This window comes from Pseudomonas sp. CFBP2511, assembly GCF_030209255.1.
GTDB lineage: Bacteria > Pseudomonadota > Gammaproteobacteria > Pseudomonadales > Pseudomonadaceae > Aquipseudomonas > Aquipseudomonas avellanae.
The window spans coordinates 71,244-91,381 of sequence record NZ_JARVSI010000023.1 but is presented as its reverse complement, the minus strand read 5'-3'; the positions used below and the strand labels follow the sequence as shown (position 1 = coordinate 91,381).

18 protein-coding genes and 2 pseudogenes are annotated in these 20,138 nt (G+C 52.4%); 18 read left to right on the top strand and 2 right to left on the bottom strand.

Annotation, left to right across the window (positions count from 1 at the left end):
- The first annotated feature begins 114 nt into the window (after positions 1-114).
- The gene (locus QRN38_RS19315) at positions 115-906 is read left to right on the top strand and encodes a YopT-type cysteine protease domain-containing protein (protein ID WP_183140630.1); all 792 of its coding nucleotides are present in this window, start codon (positions 115-117) and stop codon (positions 904-906) included.
- 510 nt (positions 907-1,416) lie between these two features.
- Here the strand turns inward: QRN38_RS19315 and QRN38_RS19310 are convergent.
- On the bottom strand, positions 1,417-2,502 hold the full coding sequence (locus QRN38_RS19310) for a type I restriction endonuclease (RefSeq protein ID WP_057419246.1): 1,086 nt from the start codon (positions 2,500-2,502) through the stop codon (positions 1,417-1,419).
- Between the two features lie 527 nt (positions 2,503-3,029).
- Here QRN38_RS19310 and QRN38_RS19305 point away from each other — a divergent pair.
- The 11 genes and pseudogenes from QRN38_RS19305 (at position 3,030) to QRN38_RS19260 (ending at position 11,791) form a co-directional block, all read left to right on the top strand.
- Positions 3,030-3,266, top strand: a complete 237-nt coding sequence (locus QRN38_RS19305) for a colicin E3/pyocin S6 family cytotoxin (RefSeq protein ID WP_081025541.1) — start codon at positions 3,030-3,032, stop codon at positions 3,264-3,266.
- 9 nt (positions 3,267-3,275) lie between these two features.
- Positions 3,276-3,587, top strand: coding sequence for a hypothetical protein (locus QRN38_RS19300; RefSeq protein ID WP_057419245.1), 312 nt, complete (start codon positions 3,276-3,278; stop codon positions 3,585-3,587).
- Between the two features lie 163 nt (positions 3,588-3,750).
- The gene (locus tag QRN38_RS19295) at positions 3,751-4,506 is read left to right on the top strand and encodes an ImmA/IrrE family metallo-endopeptidase (protein ID WP_235814770.1); all 756 of its coding nucleotides are present in this window, start codon (positions 3,751-3,753) and stop codon (positions 4,504-4,506) included.
- A 1,031-nt stretch (positions 4,507-5,537) separates the two neighbouring features.
- Positions 5,538-7,202, top strand: coding sequence for a TIGR04141 family sporadically distributed protein (locus tag QRN38_RS19290; RefSeq protein WP_057419244.1), 1,665 nt, complete (start codon positions 5,538-5,540; stop codon positions 7,200-7,202).
- A 352-nt stretch (positions 7,203-7,554) separates the two neighbouring features.
- Positions 7,555-9,009, top strand: coding sequence for a DUF8371 domain-containing protein (locus QRN38_RS19285; RefSeq protein WP_057419243.1), 1,455 nt, complete (start codon positions 7,555-7,557; stop codon positions 9,007-9,009).
- Between the two features lie 233 nt (positions 9,010-9,242).
- Positions 9,243-9,446 (top strand): annotated as a pseudogene (locus tag QRN38_RS19280) (phage integrase central domain-containing protein); the annotation flags it as partial.
- A gap of 171 nt (positions 9,447-9,617) precedes the next feature.
- The gene (locus tag QRN38_RS19275) at positions 9,618-10,121 is read left to right on the top strand and encodes an Hcp family type VI secretion system effector (protein WP_005767265.1); all 504 of its coding nucleotides are present in this window, start codon (positions 9,618-9,620) and stop codon (positions 10,119-10,121) included.
- A gap of 11 nt (positions 10,122-10,132) precedes the next feature.
- Positions 10,133-10,564 (top strand): STM2901 family protein, encoded by a 432-nt coding sequence (locus QRN38_RS28055; protein ID WP_122223279.1) that lies wholly within the window; start codon positions 10,133-10,135, stop codon positions 10,562-10,564.
- A gap of 2 nt (positions 10,565-10,566) precedes the next feature.
- A complete protein-coding gene (locus QRN38_RS19270) occupies positions 10,567-10,989 on the top strand; it encodes a DUF1493 family protein (RefSeq protein ID WP_005767267.1) in 423 nt (140 codons plus the stop codon).
- 231 nt (positions 10,990-11,220) lie between these two features.
- Positions 11,221-11,450 (top strand): annotated as a pseudogene (locus QRN38_RS19265) (type II toxin-antitoxin system RelE/ParE family toxin); the annotation flags it as partial.
- The gene (locus QRN38_RS19260; RefSeq protein WP_025992609.1) at positions 11,426-11,791 is read left to right on the top strand and encodes an addiction module antidote protein; all 366 of its coding nucleotides are present in this window, start codon (positions 11,426-11,428) and stop codon (positions 11,789-11,791) included. The pseudogene QRN38_RS19265 and the gene QRN38_RS19260, both read left to right, overlap by 25 nt.
- 150 nt (positions 11,792-11,941) lie before the next feature.
- Here QRN38_RS19260 and QRN38_RS19255 read toward each other — a convergent pair whose 3' ends face one another.
- Positions 11,942-12,607 carry a GntR family transcriptional regulator gene (locus QRN38_RS19255; protein ID WP_080439222.1) on the bottom strand — a complete coding sequence of 222 codons (666 nt, stop codon included), beginning with the start codon at positions 12,605-12,607 and terminating at the stop codon, positions 11,942-11,944.
- Positions 12,608-12,863: 256 nt separating this feature from the next.
- On the opposite strand from QRN38_RS19255, the gene QRN38_RS19250 reads away from it, so the two are divergent.
- From QRN38_RS19250 to QRN38_RS19225, 6 genes are all read left to right on the top strand, one after another.
- Complete coding sequence (locus QRN38_RS19250) at positions 12,864-14,096, top strand: NRAMP family divalent metal transporter (RefSeq protein WP_007246591.1); 1,233 nt, start codon at positions 12,864-12,866, stop codon at positions 14,094-14,096.
- Positions 14,097-14,130: 34 nt separating this feature from the next.
- Positions 14,131-14,901, top strand: coding sequence for a LamB/YcsF family protein (locus tag QRN38_RS19245; protein ID WP_005769912.1), 771 nt, complete (start codon positions 14,131-14,133; stop codon positions 14,899-14,901).
- Positions 14,898-15,704 (top strand): putative hydro-lyase, encoded by an 807-nt coding sequence (locus QRN38_RS19240; protein ID WP_024667561.1) that lies wholly within the window; start codon positions 14,898-14,900, stop codon positions 15,702-15,704. Before QRN38_RS19245 ends, QRN38_RS19240 begins: the two co-directional genes overlap by 4 nt.
- A 9-nt stretch (positions 15,705-15,713) precedes the next feature.
- Positions 15,714-17,333 carry a 5-oxoprolinase subunit B/C family protein gene (locus QRN38_RS19235; protein WP_057418383.1) on the top strand — a complete coding sequence of 540 codons (1,620 nt, stop codon included), beginning with the start codon at positions 15,714-15,716 and terminating at the stop codon, positions 17,331-17,333.
- Positions 17,330-19,069, top strand: coding sequence for an acetyl/propionyl/methylcrotonyl-CoA carboxylase subunit alpha (locus QRN38_RS19230; RefSeq protein WP_057418384.1), 1,740 nt, complete (start codon positions 17,330-17,332; stop codon positions 19,067-19,069). Before QRN38_RS19235 ends, QRN38_RS19230 begins: the two co-directional genes overlap by 4 nt.
- 418 nt (positions 19,070-19,487) lie before the next feature.
- Entirely contained in the window at positions 19,488-20,117 is a 630-nt protein-coding gene (locus QRN38_RS19225; protein WP_024667558.1) for an FMN-dependent NADH-azoreductase, read from the top strand.
- Positions 20,118-20,138 lie beyond the last annotated feature (21 nt).

Sequence of the window (20,138 nt, the reverse complement as noted above, 5' to 3'; positions counted from 1 at the left end):
TCGTGGAACCGAATGGCTCATCTGGACACTCACCTATCAATTTTAGGGTAGCTAGCCAGCTCCTTGATCCAAGAGCCATGTCGAAAACAATCTGAGGTACGTATGAAGATAAATATGGCAACGCCATCGATAGCTTTCTTGCATCATCAGGAAAACCATGCTCCACAGGCAGCAAGCGCGCCTCAACCTGAGCATGGGCAAACAAATGAGCAACAGCCTCTGGACTTAGCATTGAGGCCCAGGGCACGCGGGATACATCCGTTTCTAGCCTTGATGTTGGGTGACAAAGGCTGCGCATCTTCTTCAAGTGTAAGTCTAGGAGATGATTCTACTACACAAGTTAACTTAGAAGATTTTGCGGTCGCGTCAAGAGATGTTAATCGAAACAACATCTGCGCAGGTCTTTCCACCGAGTGGCTTGTAATGAGCAACAGCGGCGACGCTGAGTCGCGCATGGACCACCTTGACTATAATGGAGAAGGGCAAAGTAACGGAGCACAGAGGCATCAGGTCTATGACGATGCTTTATCCTCGGCACTTTCAAATGACGATGAAGCGCCGTTTTTCACTGCTAGCACCGCTGTCGTCGAGAATGCAGGTTTCTCATTACGCAGAGAACCTAAAACTGTTCATGCATCAGGTGGTAGTGCGCAATTAGCCCAAACATTGGCAAACGATTTGGCTCAGGCAGGTAGAAAGCACTTGCTAAGCTTGCGCTTTGCAAGCGTTCAAGGCCACGCAATCGCTAGTTCTTGTGAAGGAACTAGGTTCAAATTGTTCGATCCCAATCTTGGTGAGTTTCAATCATCCCGTAGTGAAGCCCCCCAGATGCTTAAAGCTTTGATCGATCACTATAACAACTTGAATTACGACGTATACTGCGTAAACGAGTTTAGAGTTTCTTAGTGTTGAGTTGGTAGGTTTCGTCCTGATTTATGGACATAGCTACGCGGATAAGTGCAACCGTTTTTAGTCGACAACTGAAAAGCATCAGATACCGCTATTTCGCTTTCGATTGATCCCTAATCAGTATTTCAAAGAAGGGGTGATGCCCGACATTTCCACGCAACTAGGCTCTGTACGAAAAGTCGCCGGCGAAGGTCAGACAAGGCAAAAACGGGGTAGGAAGCGAAGTCTACGGGTTGTAAATGAGCATTCCGAGCCTGTTTTTAACGCAGCATTACCGATGCGTAGCCACTTTACGTACAGAGCCTAGGACCTGCAGTATTTTTTGCGCCCCAGCCCATCACTTGCCGAGCGGTACCTCTGGCGTCCAGCAGACGACGAAAAAGCCCGTAAGAGCAGGCTTTTTGTGGGATCGATTGAACATAAGGCGCGCTATAGGAACCCTAAAAACAGTGCGCCAGAAAAGCTTTCATCTTCGACGCCCTACTAATTTTCAATTAAAATTGAAATTCAACTCGCTTCGTATTGTAAGGCTGTTTCTTTTAGCATTTCACTGAAGCTGTATATATCATCGAGAGTTGCTATCGGATGCCTAGTTTCACCTTTATCTTTCTCAAATATACCAATGTACTTTTGAGCACGATTGAAATGTAGCCGTGTAATAGGCTTCCTGTTGTTGTCATCCAAGAGAATACCAAAGTAACTTTGGGTGTCGCGATGGTTAATCCGCTTAGCGTCCACCACCGTGCGTATGATAGACTTGACGATGTGAAAGCCTTCCATCTCTTCTACCGTAGTAACTATTCGATCCTCTACCGAAGCATCTTTCTCGACACTTGTATTGGCCTCTATCAGTTGTTCAGCGACGGTAGGCACGGTGACCCCGCTCATAGCTGACTTCAATCGATCATTGATTTGGTCGTTCAGAAATTGCGAGGTGGCTTTTTTCGTCAACACGGTGAACTGTTCACGTACTTTTTGAGTGATAGCCCCCTCATAGATACGGGATGCGAAATACCTGACGAAGTCGTCATCAGGCTGACTGAACTGAGCAGCAATCATGCGCTTTATTTGACCGACGTATTTTAGCTCACCAGCTGCGTTTAGAATTGAATCAACGTCGAAAGATGATTTGGTCAGCTTTTGAAGCTCAGGAATCGCATGATCATCGATTGCAAGAAGATCCAATTCTAAGAATGGTTTTTCGTCCATCTTGTTAGGTGCATCAAGATCCGTGAAAAACTTGTAAACCCTACCATTTGTCAGTATTGAAATTCTTGCAGTCGTTACATGGAAATACCGAAAAAGCTGGCTAGCATGATTTATGTTAAGAGGTTCGCCGACCTTCTTTGTCTCAATAAGAATTTGAATATTTCCATCTTTTACGATGGCATAGTCAATCTTCTCACCTTTCTTCGTTCCTACATCACAGGTGTATTCGGGCACGACTTCAGAAGGGTCGAACACATCGTAGCCAAGCACCATATGAATGAACGGCATGACTAGAGCTGTTTTGGTTGCCTCTTCTGTCTGAATCGAGGCGGCTTGCTGCCGAACTTTCGCGGACAGAGAATTGAGTGACTCAAGAAAATCCATTTTTGGAGCTCCGTGCTGGGCTCGCAAGCCCTTGATCCAATCGGTAAGGGCGTAACGCTACTACGGCAGCTTGGGGAAAGCCACAGAGCAAATTTGGCGTCGAGTACAAAGGCAAGACTCAGCGAGCAGCATTAGCGCCATTTGGAGCATTTCGAGGCGGTTTTCGCCACGTAACAAGGAACGATCGCCCCCGGCTGAGCGGGGTTTTGGGAAACTTTTGACGTAATAGGAAAATCTGTAAGCCATTGATTTATAGGTTTAAAGCATCTTCCTTGTAATCAGTAGGTCCCGGGTTCGACTCCTGGTGCCGGCACCATACAAGATTTCATAGGTGGTTTTTGCAGCCTTTGAGATCTCCGAAAAACCCGCCTTTTGGCGGGTTTTTTCGTTTCGAAAGCAAAGCAGCAATCTGCGATTTCTTGATACCAATCAGTACCGCCCGAAGCCACTCGCCCCGAACAGCTTGGGCTATAGTTTCAGCTCATTGGCAGCGATGCCGAGCCCAACGTCAGGATAAGGAATGTTGGATGGGTGGCAAGCCGAGACCCAATCCCTCTATTGTCAGCGGTTTCAGAGTCGCGTATGCAGAAGGTGGCCGTAAGTATTATTTTGATGCCGTAGAGCAGCGATACTATTCATGGGATTCGCTCCATGGCGAGTTTGAAGTTTTCGACCGACGCGGCTTCCATTTGGGCTCGGTCTGCCCTGATACAGGGCTTTCCTTGAAGCCCGCCGTCCGCGGACGAAGAATCAAACCGAACTGAGAGGTTCATATGAGTTTTATTGAGCTTTGCCTTGAAGGAAGCGTACTGGAAGAAGAAATCGATCAGTTTGTCGAGGACTGGCATGAAGGACGCGAAGGTGCAGACGTGGAGCTGCATGAGTATCTCGGCATGAGCTGGGAGGAATATCAAATATGGGCAACAGCCCCGTCAGTGCTTTCTTTCGTGTTAGCCGCCAGAAAACGGGGCACCTCTCTGGAGCAAGAGCTCGCACAGGACAGATCTAAAATGGCCGCTCGCGCAGGCTCAGTAGCCGAAGCGACCAAAGTGGAAGCCTGGCTGCGCAGCGTTGGCAAGATCTGATGTATCCAGAGGAAAAAATGGCGCGCCGTGTGCTGGCCAGACGCAATCTACTTCCCCCATTTGACGCCCTTGCACCGAATACGGCGAACTCGAATACCTGAACATTCCCTACGACGTCGATGGCATCACCATCGGAATCGGCAGCACACAAAAACCTCGAATATTGGTCAACGAATCAGCTCCGGCGAAACGTCGTAAATTCACCTTGGCCCATGAACTCGGGCACATCGTTATCCCTTGGCACACCGGCACCATTATTTCGCACATCGCCCCTCATCAGGCAGATGCTGCTTACATGCAGATGGAAACCGAAGCCAATCGCTTCGCTGCAGAATTGCTCATGCCTTCAGATTGGCTGGTCGATCAGTTTGAAAATGCCGACACCGTCGAGGCCTACTTTCGTAAGGTGCAAGACACCGTGGGTGCATCCAGAGAGGCGACCTTCTACAAATTATTCAGATCTTTGCCAACGCCGATAATCTGCGCCCAGGTTGATAGCGATTCACGCATACTTAATGGACAACGATCGCCCTCCGCTCCCTCACTGCTCACACAGAGCGCCTTGACTGGCCCAGACTGCTTCATGGCGGACAACCGATACGAAGAGTTCGTAATTGATGGCCAGCGCTTTGTTAGCTGGTGGTTTGTAGGCCGTGAGATCAAGGAGGTTGACCCGCGACCTTGGCGTGCAATTTATATCGATATACTCAACGAAACAGGTATGCATGCGAACCTTAATAGCGTCAGCGCTATCTTGGCAGGCGCTTGCAACAAAAACAAAACTCAAAGCGAGCACGATATTTGCGGTGCGGTATATCGGGCGTTCTCGAATTACGAACGATACGAAGCTGTAGTGAATCATCCGTTGTTCGAGCAGTACGTTATCAAGCGGGTCAGGGAATTGAAGCTTCGCCGTTAAAAGTAACGAAACCTCGCCTCGAAGTAATTTTTTCTCCGGTTACGCTGCAGCAATTTATCCGCCTTCTCGGTTCCCTGCGCCAATCCTTTGCCCGCCTCCAGAAATAACCGGGCGCTCAGACCATCCTGCAGCCTTTGTCGCGCTTGGCTTTGCCGCAATCCTCCTCGTGACAATCGGCGTGACAAACACCGAAGTTACCAGCAACAGCGGTGTAGATGATGGTGCCGCAGACCATGGATTGGACTGCACCTGGCTGACAGCCAGGCATGCCTCGGTCACCGCATAGCTGCCTTCGCCCGATTCAGGATCTCGCGGTGCTGGTTTCGTTAGCCAACGCGGCCTCAACCCGCCCACCGCTATCGGTGCTTAGGAGGCCAGAGCATGAGAAACCCATGCTCCCGGTCGTAAGGAGCCGTCAGTCCCGCGTTAGTGGACATCCCTACAGGCCGCAGGGGCCTTGAGCCCTGATAACACTCAACATTCTTGGCGAGATGACGTGGGGACTACTCTAGATCTAATTGCTAGAGACTATTTCTAATAGCGTTGATTGAATGTCATGGTGAATTTGTGATGGGCAGCTGTGCCATCCCGAGAACACTGTCCCCTCCCCGTGACCGTTAATTTTTGCAATCAATTCAGTCGGCCCCACTGCAGGCTGGAAAATGGACATGAGGTCCGGCCAAGCTGGCTGGCCAATGGTCAACCCTGGTCCTGATACGAAGGTCCGCCAACCCACCTTAGAAATCCTTATGTTTCATAGACTTAGTTAAATTACTGACTTTTTGAGGTGACACTCGACGCCTTGAGTTAAAGGAAATTACTTCCTCCAAAACCTCATAAAAAACAGCACGCGAAGACGCCACCATAATTTTTAAGTCGATAGGTCGAGTTACCAATTAGTCATTACCGTCACAGGCTACCGCTGCCACTGGCCAGTGGGCTGACTAAACAGGGGTTGTCAAAGCTAGCAGATTGAAGCAATATCAATGAATAAAGGCTAATAGCCACTACCTTAGGTTAGGGAAGAAGCGATGCCAGGGAAAAAATATCGCCATCTCAATATTTTCTTGAAAAAACCCGAAGTCACCTACAGTGGCTTTGCTGAACTTCTCGCTGCGGACAAAGACGTAGTTGCATATGAGACTGCCTCAAGCCTTGACCTCAATGGCGTGTTATACGTAAAGCGTGCAACTGAAAAAAAGCCAAATTGGTCAGATATAGCTGACGAAATTGCTGGGCAAACCGTTACGGATATCGGTAACAAATCCAGTTCAGCGGTTCTGTTCATAAGGGTTGATAATGATGTATTTGCAATAGCATTCGGTTATGGCAGGCACTTAATAAATCTATCATTTTTTGTCCAAGATTTTGGACTTAAAACAGCACTAAATACTCTTGATCATGAAAGCCTTCGAAGCGTTGACATACATACCCTTGACGATCAGCCTGTGCAGAAAAAGTCACAAGCCACGCGAGACTCTGAAATAAGTGTTTTTGGCATCGACATTTCTAAAGACATTTTGCGAGCGGTCACCGGCACTCCAAAAATTGGCGTCGAGTTTAAGAATATATCGGGTGGCGACTCTATGTTTTCTTTCGGTATAGAAATGGAGATACACGATCTAGTCGATATAGCTAGAACGCTGAAATCTCAATATCAAAAAAATGACTACAAAGATAACTTTCTGTGGGTCGACAACGTTAGAAAAGTCAAGGAAAAGTCTCGAGTAGATTACTTCGATGCTATTCTATTGGCAGCCATTAAAGCTCGCGACGCAAATATAGTTTTAACTCTGCCAGAAATTGAAAAGTGGGATTCAATCGCGGGATTCAGCTTTACACGCACAAAATCCAATCAAACGCCTACAATTTCCACTGACCTATACTTGGCTAATATCGACACCACTAAGGTCTCTATCGAATCAATTAAACGGGACCAGCTACACGTTTTTGACATACACGACAATGAATTTAGCCACTCGATTTACAAATGCATATACTACGAAGTCGCTGAAACAAACAAAACCACCATGATTTTTGGTGGAGCTTGGTATGAAATCGACAACTCGTTCCTGGGAAGAACAAATGCGAGCTTGGCACAGATCGCCGTTTCACCTCTTCGATTTCCGCAAATACATACATGGGAAGAAAGCAATAAATCCAAAATCGAAGCAGAAGGCGACTATAACATCAGAGCGGCTCAAGCGCATAGCTATTACTTACTAGATAAAAGACTTATTAAAAGTAACAAATCAACAAGTTCCGTTGAACTATGCGACCTGCTTACGTCAGCAAAGCAGTTTATCCATGTAAAACATCGAAAAGGTGGTTCAGCCGGCTTGAGTCATCTTTTTGCTCAAGGCAGTGTCGCTGCAGAAATATTGCTCGGAGACCGTGACTTTAGAAAATCAGCCAGGAAAGTTCTTGCCACGCTTGGCAATGCCGCGCGAGACCTCGTACCAATTGATAATTTTAAGAGTTCGGATTACGAGGTAGTATTTTTAATACTTGGAGATGAGCCAAGCACGGTAAAAGATAACTTACCTTTTTTTAGCAAGGTAAATTTAGTGCACGCCTACGACAATCTTTCTCAGCGTGGCTTTAGCGTATCTATTTCAGCTGCTTCAAAAATAGAAAGACCTCAGACCAACCCACAACTTATCAGTAAGGCTTTAGGTCTCACCAACATCAATTAGGATAGCTTTAGAAAAGTTAGCAAAGGGGACAAATGTTTTTTGGCGCTGATTGATGTGTGCCATTAAATAAGTCTGTCTCCTTTTCTCCGAGGTTGGCAGAAAATGTATACCTCTTGGTCTCTAGAACATCGCATGTGCCACCGCAGTCAGGCGACACGCTACTACGTGCTTACGGCCCGGCTGCTGGCTCGACGTCTAGAAATGTCATGGGTTTTCAATCGTTGAGTGGGATCTGATACGTATACGTTTCTACCTAGAAATTCGATACTGCTTGATCAACCCCAACCATCGATAGCAAAATAACATATGGCGATCATAACCAATCTCAACTTTAAACTTTAGGAGCATTGATTTGAGCGTATTGGAGAAACTGCTGGAAACAAGAGTAAGGGAGTCGAAAGGAATCGAGGCTGACCTGGTAAGCTTATCAAAGGAAATTTTTGAGCTGGTACTCGATCAAAATATACTTTTTGAATTGCTTCCTGAAAACCTTCATGTCATAGCAGAGCCACTCACAGAAATACACTTGCCCATGGCAGGAAACACTCGCATGAACAACAAGGGAGAATTCTATAAGAAAAAAGCTGTTTTACTTCATGATGGCATAACTGCTGCCGGCTCAAGCGCACACAACTACATCTATAAAACCAAAGGCCTAAGAGCATATATTTTTGAAGATGGCCACGTATGTATAATTACTCCATATGCGCTTATTGATGATAGAGGGTTCGTGCTAGCAAATGAAATATGGGATGGCATCGGAGAGTTCTCCATATCGAGACTCAACAATGTCTCCCCATTGATTGAATTATTCGAAACAATTCAATCACATGATAACGAGAGTTTTCGAAAGGCATGCATCAGTGCCGGCTTAATTAGAATGATCACCAATATCAAAAAACCTTTTAAGAAGGACTACTGCCTTGAGTATCTCTTAACACCGCCTGATGTTGATTTCCTTTCTGATTTTTCGACTGATATGCGACAGGCCCTTTGGGATATCGCGCTCTCTCACAACTTTGAAAAGCACGTAGGCACCGAATGGCAAAGTAATGCCATGGAGTTATTAGTCGAGATGCACATTGCCCCTACCCCCACCCAAATTATTAGCTATATAAACAGACTAAGACACAACAAAAGCCTAGACACGCAACAATTAGCCGAGCGAATTGATGCACTTGAACGAAACCTAACTGGTTCGATAAACAACATCAGCCAAGAGTTACGAAACCCAGCATTCTGGAAAGAAGTCTTCAACAACAATACATCTCTTACTTCGAAGACAATAAATACTCTAAAGGGAAATTATACCGCTCAGAATCTAAAACTCGTCATAATAGATATGCTGAACATTTTCAAAAATCAAATTGAGAACCGCGGCCTTTGGAAAGAACTCTGGCTTGATGAAAAACCAAGGAGTGAAAAGACAGTACAAAATCTTTTCTTTAGCATGGCGTCTGTTTTCTGTGAAGCCTACGACCTCGACATTACACCTGAAGCAAATTCTGGAAATGGGCCTGTCGACTTTAAAATTTCAACTGGCAATGCATGCAAGTTAGTCATTGAATTCAAACTATCTACCAATGGCGCGGCACTACATGGTTATGACACGCAGCTTGAAATTTATAAACGTGGAGATAACACTGACCAAGGGATTTTCGTACTAATAAACGTTGGAAGCCTAGGAAATACTTTGACAAAGCTGAATGCAATAAAGAGACAGTTTGACACCGAAGGATTTCCAGCATCAGACATATTTTATATAGATGGAATGCCAAAAGCTTCAGCGAGCAAGCGCAAACATTAATCACTCAATTCAAATCCGTATCGCCCACTAATTCACTCGCAGCAAGACTTAAAAACCTAGGGTTCGTGACTTGAGGAACAACTCGAAAAGCCAACAAATCGCAGATAACAATTATATCTCCTCCTAGCAGATTATTGATCAAGTCTGGTGGACTTGTGAATTTACCCGACTTTTCAGCCAGACATCTTTCTTTTCAACTCCTGGTGCCGAAACGGCTCAAGGAGAAAAGATAATTGGCGAATGGCGTTGGCCCCGTTGAGTCAAAGCGCAACGCCGAGACCGCTGCTGCTATCAACGGCCGCACATTCAAAAATGTAGCGCTGGATTGGCACAGGGGACTGTATGCCAAGTGGGCACCACCCCACTCCAAAACCGTAATGAGCAGGTTCAAGACTCACGTATTCCCCTTGATTGGCGCCCGAGCCATCGTCGATCTGGCCTGATGACGTCGCTTGAGGCCACCCAAAGCGCAAAGACACTCACCGTGGCAGACAAAGACATGACACATGACAAACCTGAAGGGGGGTGCAAATAGAAATTCGTTACGTTAGCCTTCACTGAGGAGGTTACTCGGCCTCAACTGTAAAATTCATTTCCAAGGAGCAGGAATGGCATTTGACGCATTTATCTGGATTGACGGTATCGCCGGAGAATCCAGGGACTCGGCCCACGAGGGCTGGATTGAGGCCACTGCCTTCAATCTGGCGGCGACGCAAGGTGTTTCTAGAACTGCCAGTTCTTCGGGCGGTGCAACCGTAGGCCGGGTCTATCTCAGTGATTTCAGTATCGTGAAGCTGGTTGACTCATCGACACCAAAAATCTTTCAAGCCTGCTGCGCTGGCCAACATCTGAAGAAGGTAATTTTGAGCCTGTACCGTGCAGGTGGAGAAAAACAAAAGTACATGGAAGTCACATTTGAAGAAGTAATCATCAGCGGCGTTGAGTCAGGAAACCTTTTCGATGGAACACCCTCTTCATTTCCTGAAGAGGTCATTCGCTTTGACTATGCCAAAGTCAAGATGATCTATTCGCAGCAAAGCAGAGAATCCGGACTGCTGGTCGGACAAGTTTCCGCAGGCTGGGATCAGATAAGCAACAACACATACGCATAAGGATAGTATAAGTGGCCAGAATATATTGTTATGACGGAGACTGCGGACTTACTGCTAATCAGCTGCTATGGATAATTGCATCTGAAACTGTGATGGATGAACTGGGAATCAGTGATGTTGCGGCTGCATTCGGCATCGTGACCGGAGCTAACATAATTCCCACACGCACAAAACCCGGGGGTGCAACCAAAAATACGTCCATTCTATCTATACTATTAAGGCGCGCACTTAAGAATCGACGGTTCCCTGGAGGCTATAGAGCCCCATCAATAGTTGGTTGGCGGCCCCCGCGCATTCGCAGAACTCCTAGCATTGGCGCTTTCATAGCACGCGCGATCCCTGTCGCAGGCTGGGCATATACGGCTGCGGAGCTAGGAATGATAGGCTACAAGACAGTTGTAACTTATAACTCCATTGTGAGCACCGAAGATCAGGTTTTCTAGCCATGAACGAATCCCTTGATTACAAAATAATGGATAGCATTGTCGTCTGCATCCAAGATACCGTAGGCTTTGGAAGAAAGGCATTTGAAAGCTTCAGCTTGGCGACCGATGTCGCAAGGGACCTAGGTATAGATGGCGATGATGCAAATGATCTGATGGTCGAGTTTTTCGAAAGATTCTCTATTGACCTCAATGATTACGACCCTTATCGGTATTTTTTGGAAGAGGGTTACAACTTTTTTTCCTTCAGACGCGCCAAAGACAGACGCGGAAACATACCGCTAAGAGTGGGGATGTTGTATTTAGCCTTGAAAGCGGGACGCTGGGATACACAAGCATTTGAACAAATCAATTTCAGCGATGCGCCACTATATAAGCGTACAGAAGATATTCCGATTGATGGCTACAAGATAAAAAACCGTTGACCTTGTCTATGCTATCCGCGTGGTACTGCGCTTCAAACTAAAGCGCTGTATGAAAAGAGGATCAGCGTTATGACAATACTCAGTTGCAGCGATCCACGTAATCTAACCCCCTCTTTTCAACGTGACGGAGGTTTCGCATAACCGCAGGCACAGGGCAATTCATGCATGACCTTGATGCTGGGCAGTGGTTTGCGCCTGCCACGACGTTTGAAGGATGCTACGGCATTTCCGATCACCACCAGAGTCGTCCGAGCGGCGCCTGGCCACTTCGGCGTAACAGAACCGGTGAGTGACGGGGTCTTCGAAATAAAGCTGAATTTTGTTCCCCGCTTCCGCGTGTATTACGCGATTCAGGGCCAAAAATACTTTTTCTCTTGGGCGGTGGCTCAAAGGACAAGCAACAAAACGACATCGACCAAGCCAAGGCGCTATGGAAATGCCACAAGGTGAAAAAGAAATGACCACTCATACGCGATCTCATGACGAAAGCGTTCTCGACATGCTTCGTGAGGACGAAGCATTTGCCATCGAGTACCTGTCTGTTGCGCTGGAGGAAATCGACGAGGACGGTGGCGAAGACGCTTTCCTTATAGCCATCCGTCGCCTGATCGAGGCGAGAGGCGGTATGGGGAACCTCTCAAAGAACACAGGCCTGGCCCGACCCAACCTTTACAGATCTATTGCGGCTGGTGGCGACCCAAAGCTCTCGACCATCCTCAAGGTGCTCCAGGCACTGGGCGTGGGAATGTCAAAGGTCGTTTCGCACAGGCCGGACGTGGGCAGCCAACGCACCGACCCGTGACGATTCCTCACCCCGGAAAAGGATCTACGTTCCACCCTAGCTGGATCATCAATCCACAAAATAGCGTTATTTGCGCCCCGTACATCCAATGCCCGCATAAACGAAAACACCAGCGAACACACCGGTACTCCCAGTACCCCACCAACGCGACTACCGCTTCATACTGCGCTCGTAAGCGGCCAGGACAGTTCGCTCAGATTGCACCAGGTAGGCATCCAGCATGATCGTCGCGTCGCCCGCTCGGCCTTCTTCAACGCATTGAAGTATCGATGCGTTCATATCGAGGAACGGCAAGTGCAGTAATCGGGGGTCGTTGAGCAACCCGAAGGCCAGCCGCAATTCAGCCGAGATCTGCCCGTAAAACACCAGCAGGCGTGGGCTATCTGCCAGTTCGACGATTGAGTTGTGAAAAATCATGTTAGCCGTGCCGACCGCTACCCAGTCTTTCGATTCGCGCGCCTGCACGCCTGATTCGACAGCCTCACGCATGTGCAGGGTGCCTGGGTGCTGGGGGTAGGCTTGGGCGATGGCCTTGCACTCGATGAAGCGGCGCACCCGGTAGATGTCGATGATCGAGGCCATGTCGGGTTCTGCAACCGTCACTCCGCGGTTAGGTTCGTGTTTGAGCAGGCCTTCGCGTGTCAGAACCCGAAATGCCTCTCTCAAGGTGTTGCGCGAAATGTCGAGGTTTTCTGCCAGTGCGGCTTCTGAAAGGCGTTGGCCGGGCACGAGTTCGCCCTCGACCAGCATTCTGCGTATTTCTCGGGTGATGGTTTCTCCCAGTGTTCGGGGAAGGGTGGGAGAGGCGTCGTTCATTAAGAGGTCCAGGATGAGGAAAACCGCGGGGTTATTCCATCAGAGCCTAGTGCGTGGCACAAGGATGAAGCCTGGAACATGCTTCATTAGGTAGCACCGCAAGCGCTTAAGGTAACAATTTGGTGCTCTTGTATCAGCCATGAATAACAGATTGTTCAACAATAAATCCTTTATCAACCTACATGACAGCGGTGATCCTTGAGTTTTGGCATGCTCATTGCTCAGTCGAGATACCTCCCACTGTAGGAATGATGCCGTGACAACGACCACAAAAGAGTTCACAAAGGCGCGGCGGGCGTCTTTAGTCGCCGCTGTCTTCATGATGGCCACGTCTGCTATCGGGCCAGGCTTCCTGACCCAGACCGCTACGTTCACGGCAACATTGGGTGCTGCGTTTGCATTCGGCATTCTGGCTTCGATCCTGATTGACTTCGTCGTCCAGCTGAACGTCTGGCGCATCGTGTCGCTGACTAAAATGCGCGCGGCCGATCTGGCCAACGCCGCTATTCCGGGCAGTGGCTACTTGCTGACGGTGTTGGTGCTGTGCGGTGGGCTGGTGTTCATGCTGGGTAACATTGCCGGTGCAGGTCTGGGCTTGAATGCGCTGACCGGTCTTGATCCTAAATGGGGTGGTGCTTTAAGTGCGCTGCTTGCCATTGGGATCTTCTCGTCTCATCGCGCTGGCGTGGCGATGGACCGGATCATGATGGGGCTGGGCATCCTGAAAATATGCCTGATCGTGTTCGCATGCTTTGCGACCCATCCTCCGCTGGGCGAAGCCCTGCGTCAGTCGGTATGGCCTGACTTCATCGACTTTGCCTCCATCACCACCATCGTCGGCGGCACGGTAGGCGGTTACATCACCTATGCCGGCGCTCACCGTCTGCTTGATCGCGGCACCGTGGGTGTAGAAAATCTTCAGGCGGTATCCCGCGCAGCGCTGACCGGCATCCTGGTCACAGGCATTGCTCGCTACGTATTGTTTCTGGCTATTCTGGGTGTGGTGGCAAGCGGAGTGGTTATCGATGTGTCTGGCAAGGGCGCGAACCCTGCTGGTCAGGCATTTCAGGCAGCGGCAGGCGACATCGGCATGATGATGTTCGGTCTGGTGCTGTGGGCAGCGGGTATCAGCAGTGTAATCGGCGCGTCTTATACGTCGATGTCCTTTATCACGGTGTTCTCCAAGAAGATCACTGAGCGCGTTCGTAACCTCGCGACCGTGGTTTTCATCGTCATCTGCATGGCTGTCTATATCGTGCTGGGCAAGCCACCGGCAGCGTTGCTGGTGTTTGCTGGCGGTTTCAACGGGTTGATCCTGCCGCTGGGCCTGAGCATCTTCATGTACGTGGGCTGGGCCCGGTCTGACCTGATGGATGGCTACCACTATCCACGCTGGTTGCTGGTGCTGGGTATTCTGACCTGCCTGCTGTCGTGGTTCATGGCCTACAAGTCGGCAGGTGCCATCTTTGCGTTCATTGGCGCAGCCTGATTAAAAATGCCTGATTACGAAGAGGTTATTTCAAATGCGTGCGATTGATCTAAATAGCGACCTGGGTGAAAGCTTCGGCGCCTGGAGCATGGGCGACGATGCCGCGATGCTCGACATCGTAACCAGCGCCAATGTCGCCTGTGGTTTTCACGCCGGCGACCCGGCGGGCATCCTGCGGACCCTGAAAGCCGCTGCCGCAAAGAACGTCACGATTGGCGCTCACGTGTCCTACCCGGACAAGGTTGGCTTTGGCCGCCGCAACATGGACGTGGCCAGCGACGAACTGACCGCCGACGTGATTTATCAGATCGGTTCGCTGCAAGGCCTGGCCAAGGCTGCTGGCACCTCGGTGCGCTACGTCAAGCCTCACGGGGCCTTGTACAACACCATTGCGCACGACCGCAGACAGGCGATGGCGGTGATTGAGGCGATCCGCGCCATTGATCCTGCGCTGGTGCTCGTCGCTCTGGCGGGCTCCACCCTGATTGAGCTGGCCCGTAGCGAAGGTTTGCAGTGCATCGCCGAGGCCTTCGCTGATCGTGCGTATACGCCACAAGGCACTCTGGTTTCGCGGCGCGAGCCCGGGGCTGTGCTTCACGACCCGGAGCTGGTGGCCCAGCGCATGTTGCGTCTGGTTCAGTCAGGCTCCATCGAAGCCATTGATGGCAGCCTGGTCAGGATAGAGGCCGACTCGATTTGTGTGCATGGCGACAGCCCCGCCGCCGTAGAGATGGCCCGCGAGCTGCGCCGCGTACTGGAACAAGCCAGTGCATCTTTGCAGCCCTTTGCCGGAAAACGCTCATGAATGCCTTTGATCGAGCCCGTCAGAGCGCCATCGCCGCAGCCCGCGAGGCGCGTGGCACTTACCGCAACGGTCTGGTGACCCCCACGGCAGGCGTTGCACCGGGGATGACCCAGGCCAACCTGATCGCCCTGCCCCGCGACTGGGCCTACGACTTCCTGCTCTACGCGCAACGCAATCCCAAAGCCTGCCCGATCCTGGATGTCAGCGACGCCGGCAGCCCGACCACCCTCCTGGCTGAAGGCGCGGACCTGCGCACCGACATCCCGATGTACCGCATCTGGCGCGATGGCAAGCTGGCGGAAGAAGTCAGCGACGCAACTCAGGCCTGGGCTGAACACGACGACATGGTCGCGTTTCTGATCGGTTGCAGCTTTACCTTTGAAACCCCGCTGCAAGAGGCTGGCATCGAAGTGCGGCACATCACCGATGGCTGCAATGTGCCGATGTACCGCACCAACCGCGCCTGCCGTCCTGCCGGTCGGTTACACGGCGAAATGGTGGTTTCGATGCGTCCGATTCCGGCTGATCGCGTTGCCGAGGCCAGCGCTATCTCCGGGCGCTACCCCTCGGTGCACGGCGCTCCAGTCCACATCGGCGAGCCTGGACGGCTGGGTATCAACGACCTGAGTCGACCCGATTTCGGCGATGCCGTTAGCATCAAGCCCGGCGAAGTTCCGGTTTTCTGGGCGTGCGGTGTCACCCCTCAGGCAGCAGTCATGGCATCAGGTGTACCCTTCGCCATCACCCATTCGCCCGGCTATATGTTCATCACCGACGTGCCTGACAGCACTTACCACGTCTAGGAGTTCTCTGTGCGCTTTCTACCGGTCAACCTGGACGTCCTGCTCGTCGAATTGAAAGATCTGGACGAAACCCTGGCCTTGTTCGACGCCCTGACGGCGGAGCCAATTGCGGGTGTGGATGAGATCGTTCCTGCCGCACGCACGCTATTGATCCAGTTCCGCCCCAGCACCATCGAGCGTCAGGCGCTGGTCAACCGCATAGCTGGCCAGGACCTCAGCCAGCGCCGTGAGGGCGAACACCGTCGGGTGGAAATCCCGGTGCATTACAACGGCGAAGACCTCGACGAAGTCGCAACGCTGCTGAATATCAGCCGCGCAGAGGTCATCCAGCGTCACACCGCTCATGACTACAGCGTGGCGTTCTGCGGTTTCGCGCCGGGCTTCGCGTACCTGACGGGCGGCGCCGGGTTCCAGGTGCCTCGTCGGCAAACGCCGCGCACTCGCATCCCTGCCGGTGCGGTGGCGTTGGCGGGCGACTTCAGCGGTGTCTATCCCAAAGCCAGCCCTGGTGGGTGGCAGATCATCGGCGTGACGCCGTTGCAGATGTGGGACCTGAGCCGCGCCGAGCCTGCCCTGCTGCGCCCTGGCTATAAAGTACGCTTCACGGACGCCGGTCCATTGCCTGCCGGTGGCCTGCCAGCACCTTCGGCGCCAGCACGCACCGACGCCACAACAGCAACGTATCTGGAGATCACCAGCCCAGGCCTGCACAGCGTATTGCAGGACATGGGCCGCCCCGGCCAGACCGGCCAAGGCGTATCCCGCTCCGGCGCTCTGGACCTGGGTGCTCTGCGCTCGGCCAACCGCGCTGTCGGCAACCCTTCGGACATGGCCTGCGTGGAATCGGTACTTGGAGGCCTGAGTTTCAGTTGCCATGGCAGTGCTGTGATCGCCATCACCGGCGCACACACCCCAGTCACCATCACCAGCGCCAGCGGCCTGCAATGGCAAGCCAGCAACTATCAGCCCATCGAGCTGGAAACGGGCGACCGCGTGAGCCTGGGCTCACCCAAGGCCGGCTTGCGCAGTTATCTGGCCATCCGTGGGGGTTTCGACGTCACGCCGGTGCTCGGCAGCCTGTCCACCGATACCCTGGCGCAGCTCGGTCCTGAAGCGCTGGCGGCTGGCGACCGACTGGGTTTTACCGCACCGGTCAACGGCACCAGCGTATCGCTGAACGAAGCGCCAGCCTTTGAGCTGCCGACCACCGCCAACATTGTCACCCTCGATGTGGTGATGGGGCCGCGCACCGACTGGTTTACCGAAAACGCCATCCAGCTTCTGAGCAGCCAGCTGTGGCGCGTCACTTCGCAATCCAACCGGGTCGGCATCCGTCTGGCCGGTGATACGCCACTGGAGCGCAGTAATCATCAGGAATTGCCCAGCGAAGGTACTTCTGTTGGCGCGATCCAGGTTCCAGCCAGCGGCCAACCGGTGCTGTTCCTGGCCGACCATCCACTGACCGGTGGTTATCCGGTGATTGCCTCGGTGGCCAGCCACCATCTGGATTTGGCAGGACAGATACCGGTCAATGCACAGATTCGCTTCAACCCGCTGGGGGCGTTCGAAGAAATGCAGCCCAGCACCGAAGCCTCTTTTTCAACTGCCGATGCGAAGAACAATTCATGAAAAAATTATTGATCGCCAACCGTGGTGAAATCGCCGTCCGCATCGCTCGCGCTTGCCGCGACTACGGTGTGCAGTCGGTTGCCGTCTACGCCGACGCCGACATTGACGCGCTGCACGTGCGCCAGGCCGACGAAGCTTATTCTCTGAACGGCCAACGCCCTGCCGAGACCTATCTGGACATCGAAAAGCTGCTAGCTGTCGCCAAACGCAGCGGGGCAGACGCCGTGCACCCGGGCTATGGCTTTCTGTCTGAGCGGGCAGACTTCGCCCGGGCGGTGATCAACGCCGGTCTGATCTGGGTTGGCCCCAACCCCGAGACCATCGATGTGCTGGGCGACAAGGTCGAGGCGCGCAAACTGGCTCATCTGGTCGGCGCGCCATTGGTTGCCGGCACACCCGGCCCGGTCGAAAGCGCCGCCCAAGTGCTGGCCTTTGCCGAGCAGCACGGTTTGCCGATCGCCATCAAAGCCGCTTTCGGCGGTGGCGGGCGCGGGATGAAAGTGGCTTGGCGTCTTGATGAAGTCGCCGAAATGTTCGCTTCCGCCGTGCGCGAAGCCGAAGCCGCTTTCGGGCGTGGCGAATGTTTTGTTGAACAGTTCCTCGACCGCCCACGCCACATCGAAGCCCAGATCCTGGCCGACAAACACGGCAAGGTCGTGGTTGTCGGTACACGCGATTGCTCCCTGCAACGCCGTAACCAGAAGCTGGTGGAAGAAGCGCCAGCACCGTTCATCAGCGAAGAACAGCGCGCGCGCATTCACCAGTCGGCTCAGGACATCTGCGCCAAGGCGGGCTACGTTGGTGCGGGCACCGTGGAGTTCCTGCTCAGCCAGGACGGCACCCTGTCGTTCCTTGAGGTCAACACGCGCTTGCAGGTCGAGCACCCGGTGACAGAAGAAACCACCGGCATCGACCTGGTGATCGAGCAACTGCGTATCGCCGACGGCCTGCCGTTGTCGTTCAGCGAAACCCCGACGCCACGCGGCCACAGTTTCGAATTTCGTATCAACGCCGAAGACGCAGGCAAAGGCTTTTTGCCCACCCCCGGGCAAATCACAGAATTCCTGCCGCCCTCTGGCCCCGGCGTGCGCCTGGACAGCGGCGTGGTCAGCGGTTCCAGCGTGCCGAGCACCTTCGATTCGATGATGGCCAAGCTGATTGTCACCGGTGCAACTCGTGAGCAGGCGATAACCCGCGCCCGTCGCGCCCTGGCGGAATTCAACATCGAAGGCATCGCCTCAGTGCTGCCGTTCCACCGGGCCGTGATGGACCATGCCGACTTCACCAGCGCTGTCCGATTCGGCGTGCACACCCGCTGGATCGAGACCGACTTCGCCGAACAGATCACCATCGCCCCACGCAACGCCCAGTCGGGGAACCCAGAAGTACTGCGCACCTTCGTCGAAATTGACGGCAAGCGCCACGAACTGGGCCTGCCTGCAGCATTGTTGCGCGGCATGAGCCTGAACGCAGCAGGCCCTGCCAGCGAAAGCGCGGCTCCAAGCGAAGCGGTTGATCCTCAGGCGGTACTGACACCGGTAGCGGGCAACCTGCATACCTGGGTCGTCGAAGACGGCGAGTCGGTCAGCGCCGGGCAAGTTATCGCCGTGGTAGAAGCGATGAAAATGGAAACTTCGGTTCTGGCCCCTTGTGCTGGCGACGTTAATATTACCCAACCAGCGGGTACTTACTTTGAAGCGGGCTCTTTGATCGGCCGTATCAAAACCGTTAATTGATTTAAACGCTTCTTTTTGCAGGCTATACGCGCAACGGGCTAATAACCCGGTTGCCGCGTGCTGCCCGCAGAAAACGGTAGATGTCACTGTGAACTCAAAATAACGATAAAACTCCCCCCCCAAATCTGTCGTTATCTGGAGCATCAGGAAAGCGACGGACAACCATGAACGCTGCTCAGCTATCGATTCAACAGTACCTAAAAGCCAAGGAAGGTAGTCATCCACATTTGCTAGACCAGGCCTTTGCCACCCAGAAGCCTTGGTGAACAATTCTCCTGGCATAGAGACGCTTGACAGTACGTTACGGCCAATACTGCAATCTAATCCTCTCAAGCCACCCGCCGTACGGAACACTGGCCTTCAGCGAGTAGACTAAATTGAGTAACTCCCCCGGGTGCACCCAACAGGAATCAACTCGATGCATATTCTTCATATCGCCAGCTCTCCTCGTGGAGAGCGCTCCGTTTCGCTGAAACTGGCCTCGCGCTACCTTGAGACGCTGACCTCGCTTCATCCTGAATCCACCGTGGATGTTCTGGACGTGTGGACGACTGATCTGTTGCCCTTCGACGGCCCTGCTCTGGAGGCCAAATACGCCGACCTTCAAGGTGTGCAAATGAGCGACGAGCAGCAGGCGGTATGGAAGCAGATCCATGCGCTGGGTGAGCGTTTCCACCGAGCCGACGTCATCCTGTTCAGTGTGCCGATGTGGAATTTCGGTGTTCCCTACCGCCTCAAGCATTTGATTGACTCAGTCTCGCAGCGCGGTGTGCTGTTCGAGTTTGATGCCCAAGGCATGCGCGGCCTGCTCAAGGGCAAGAACGTGGTGGTGTTCGCCTCTCGCGGGGTAGCACTTGGGGAAGATTTCCCCACCGAAGCGTATGACCATCAAGTCGCCTACCTCAAAACCTGGGCACGGATGGTGGGGATCCCGACCATCGGCGCGGTGCTGTCGGAAGCAACGCTCGCAGATCCTGCGACGGCGGAGGCTAATTTCACTGCGGCGCTGGCCGAGGCGTCGAAGCTGGCGGCGGCAGTCCAACCATGAAAGGTGAGTGAGGAGGCCAAT

Coding starts and splice junctions, on each gene's coding strand:
- QRN38_RS19315 (WP_183140630.1), top strand. CDS start 115: ATGGCAACGCCATCGATAGCTTTCTTGCATCATCAGGAAAACCATGCT.
- QRN38_RS19310 (WP_057419246.1), bottom strand. CDS start 2,502: ATGGATTTTCTTGAGTCACTCAATTCTCTGTCCGCGAAAGTTCGGCAG.
- QRN38_RS19300 (WP_057419245.1), top strand. CDS start 3,276: ATGAGTTTTATTGAGCTTTGCCTTGAAGGAAGCGTACTGGAAGAAGAA.
- QRN38_RS19260 (WP_025992609.1), top strand. CDS start 11,426: ATGCCACAAGGTGAAAAAGAAATGACCACTCATACGCGATCTCATGAC.
- QRN38_RS19230 (WP_057418384.1), top strand. CDS start 17,330: ATGAAAAAATTATTGATCGCCAACCGTGGTGAAATCGCCGTCCGCATC.
- QRN38_RS19240 (WP_024667561.1), top strand. CDS start 14,898: ATGAATGCCTTTGATCGAGCCCGTCAGAGCGCCATCGCCGCAGCCCGC.
- QRN38_RS19305 (WP_081025541.1), top strand. CDS start 3,030: ATGGGTGGCAAGCCGAGACCCAATCCCTCTATTGTCAGCGGTTTCAGA.
- QRN38_RS19225 (WP_024667558.1), top strand. CDS start 19,488: ATGCATATTCTTCATATCGCCAGCTCTCCTCGTGGAGAGCGCTCCGTT.
- QRN38_RS19270 (WP_005767267.1), top strand. CDS start 10,567: ATGAACGAATCCCTTGATTACAAAATAATGGATAGCATTGTCGTCTGC.
- QRN38_RS19275 (WP_005767265.1), top strand. CDS start 9,618: ATGGCATTTGACGCATTTATCTGGATTGACGGTATCGCCGGAGAATCC.
- QRN38_RS19245 (WP_005769912.1), top strand. CDS start 14,131: ATGCGTGCGATTGATCTAAATAGCGACCTGGGTGAAAGCTTCGGCGCC.
- QRN38_RS19290 (WP_057419244.1), top strand. CDS start 5,538: ATGCCAGGGAAAAAATATCGCCATCTCAATATTTTCTTGAAAAAACCC.
- QRN38_RS19255 (WP_080439222.1), bottom strand. CDS start 12,607: ATGAACGACGCCTCTCCCACCCTTCCCCGAACACTGGGAGAAACCATC.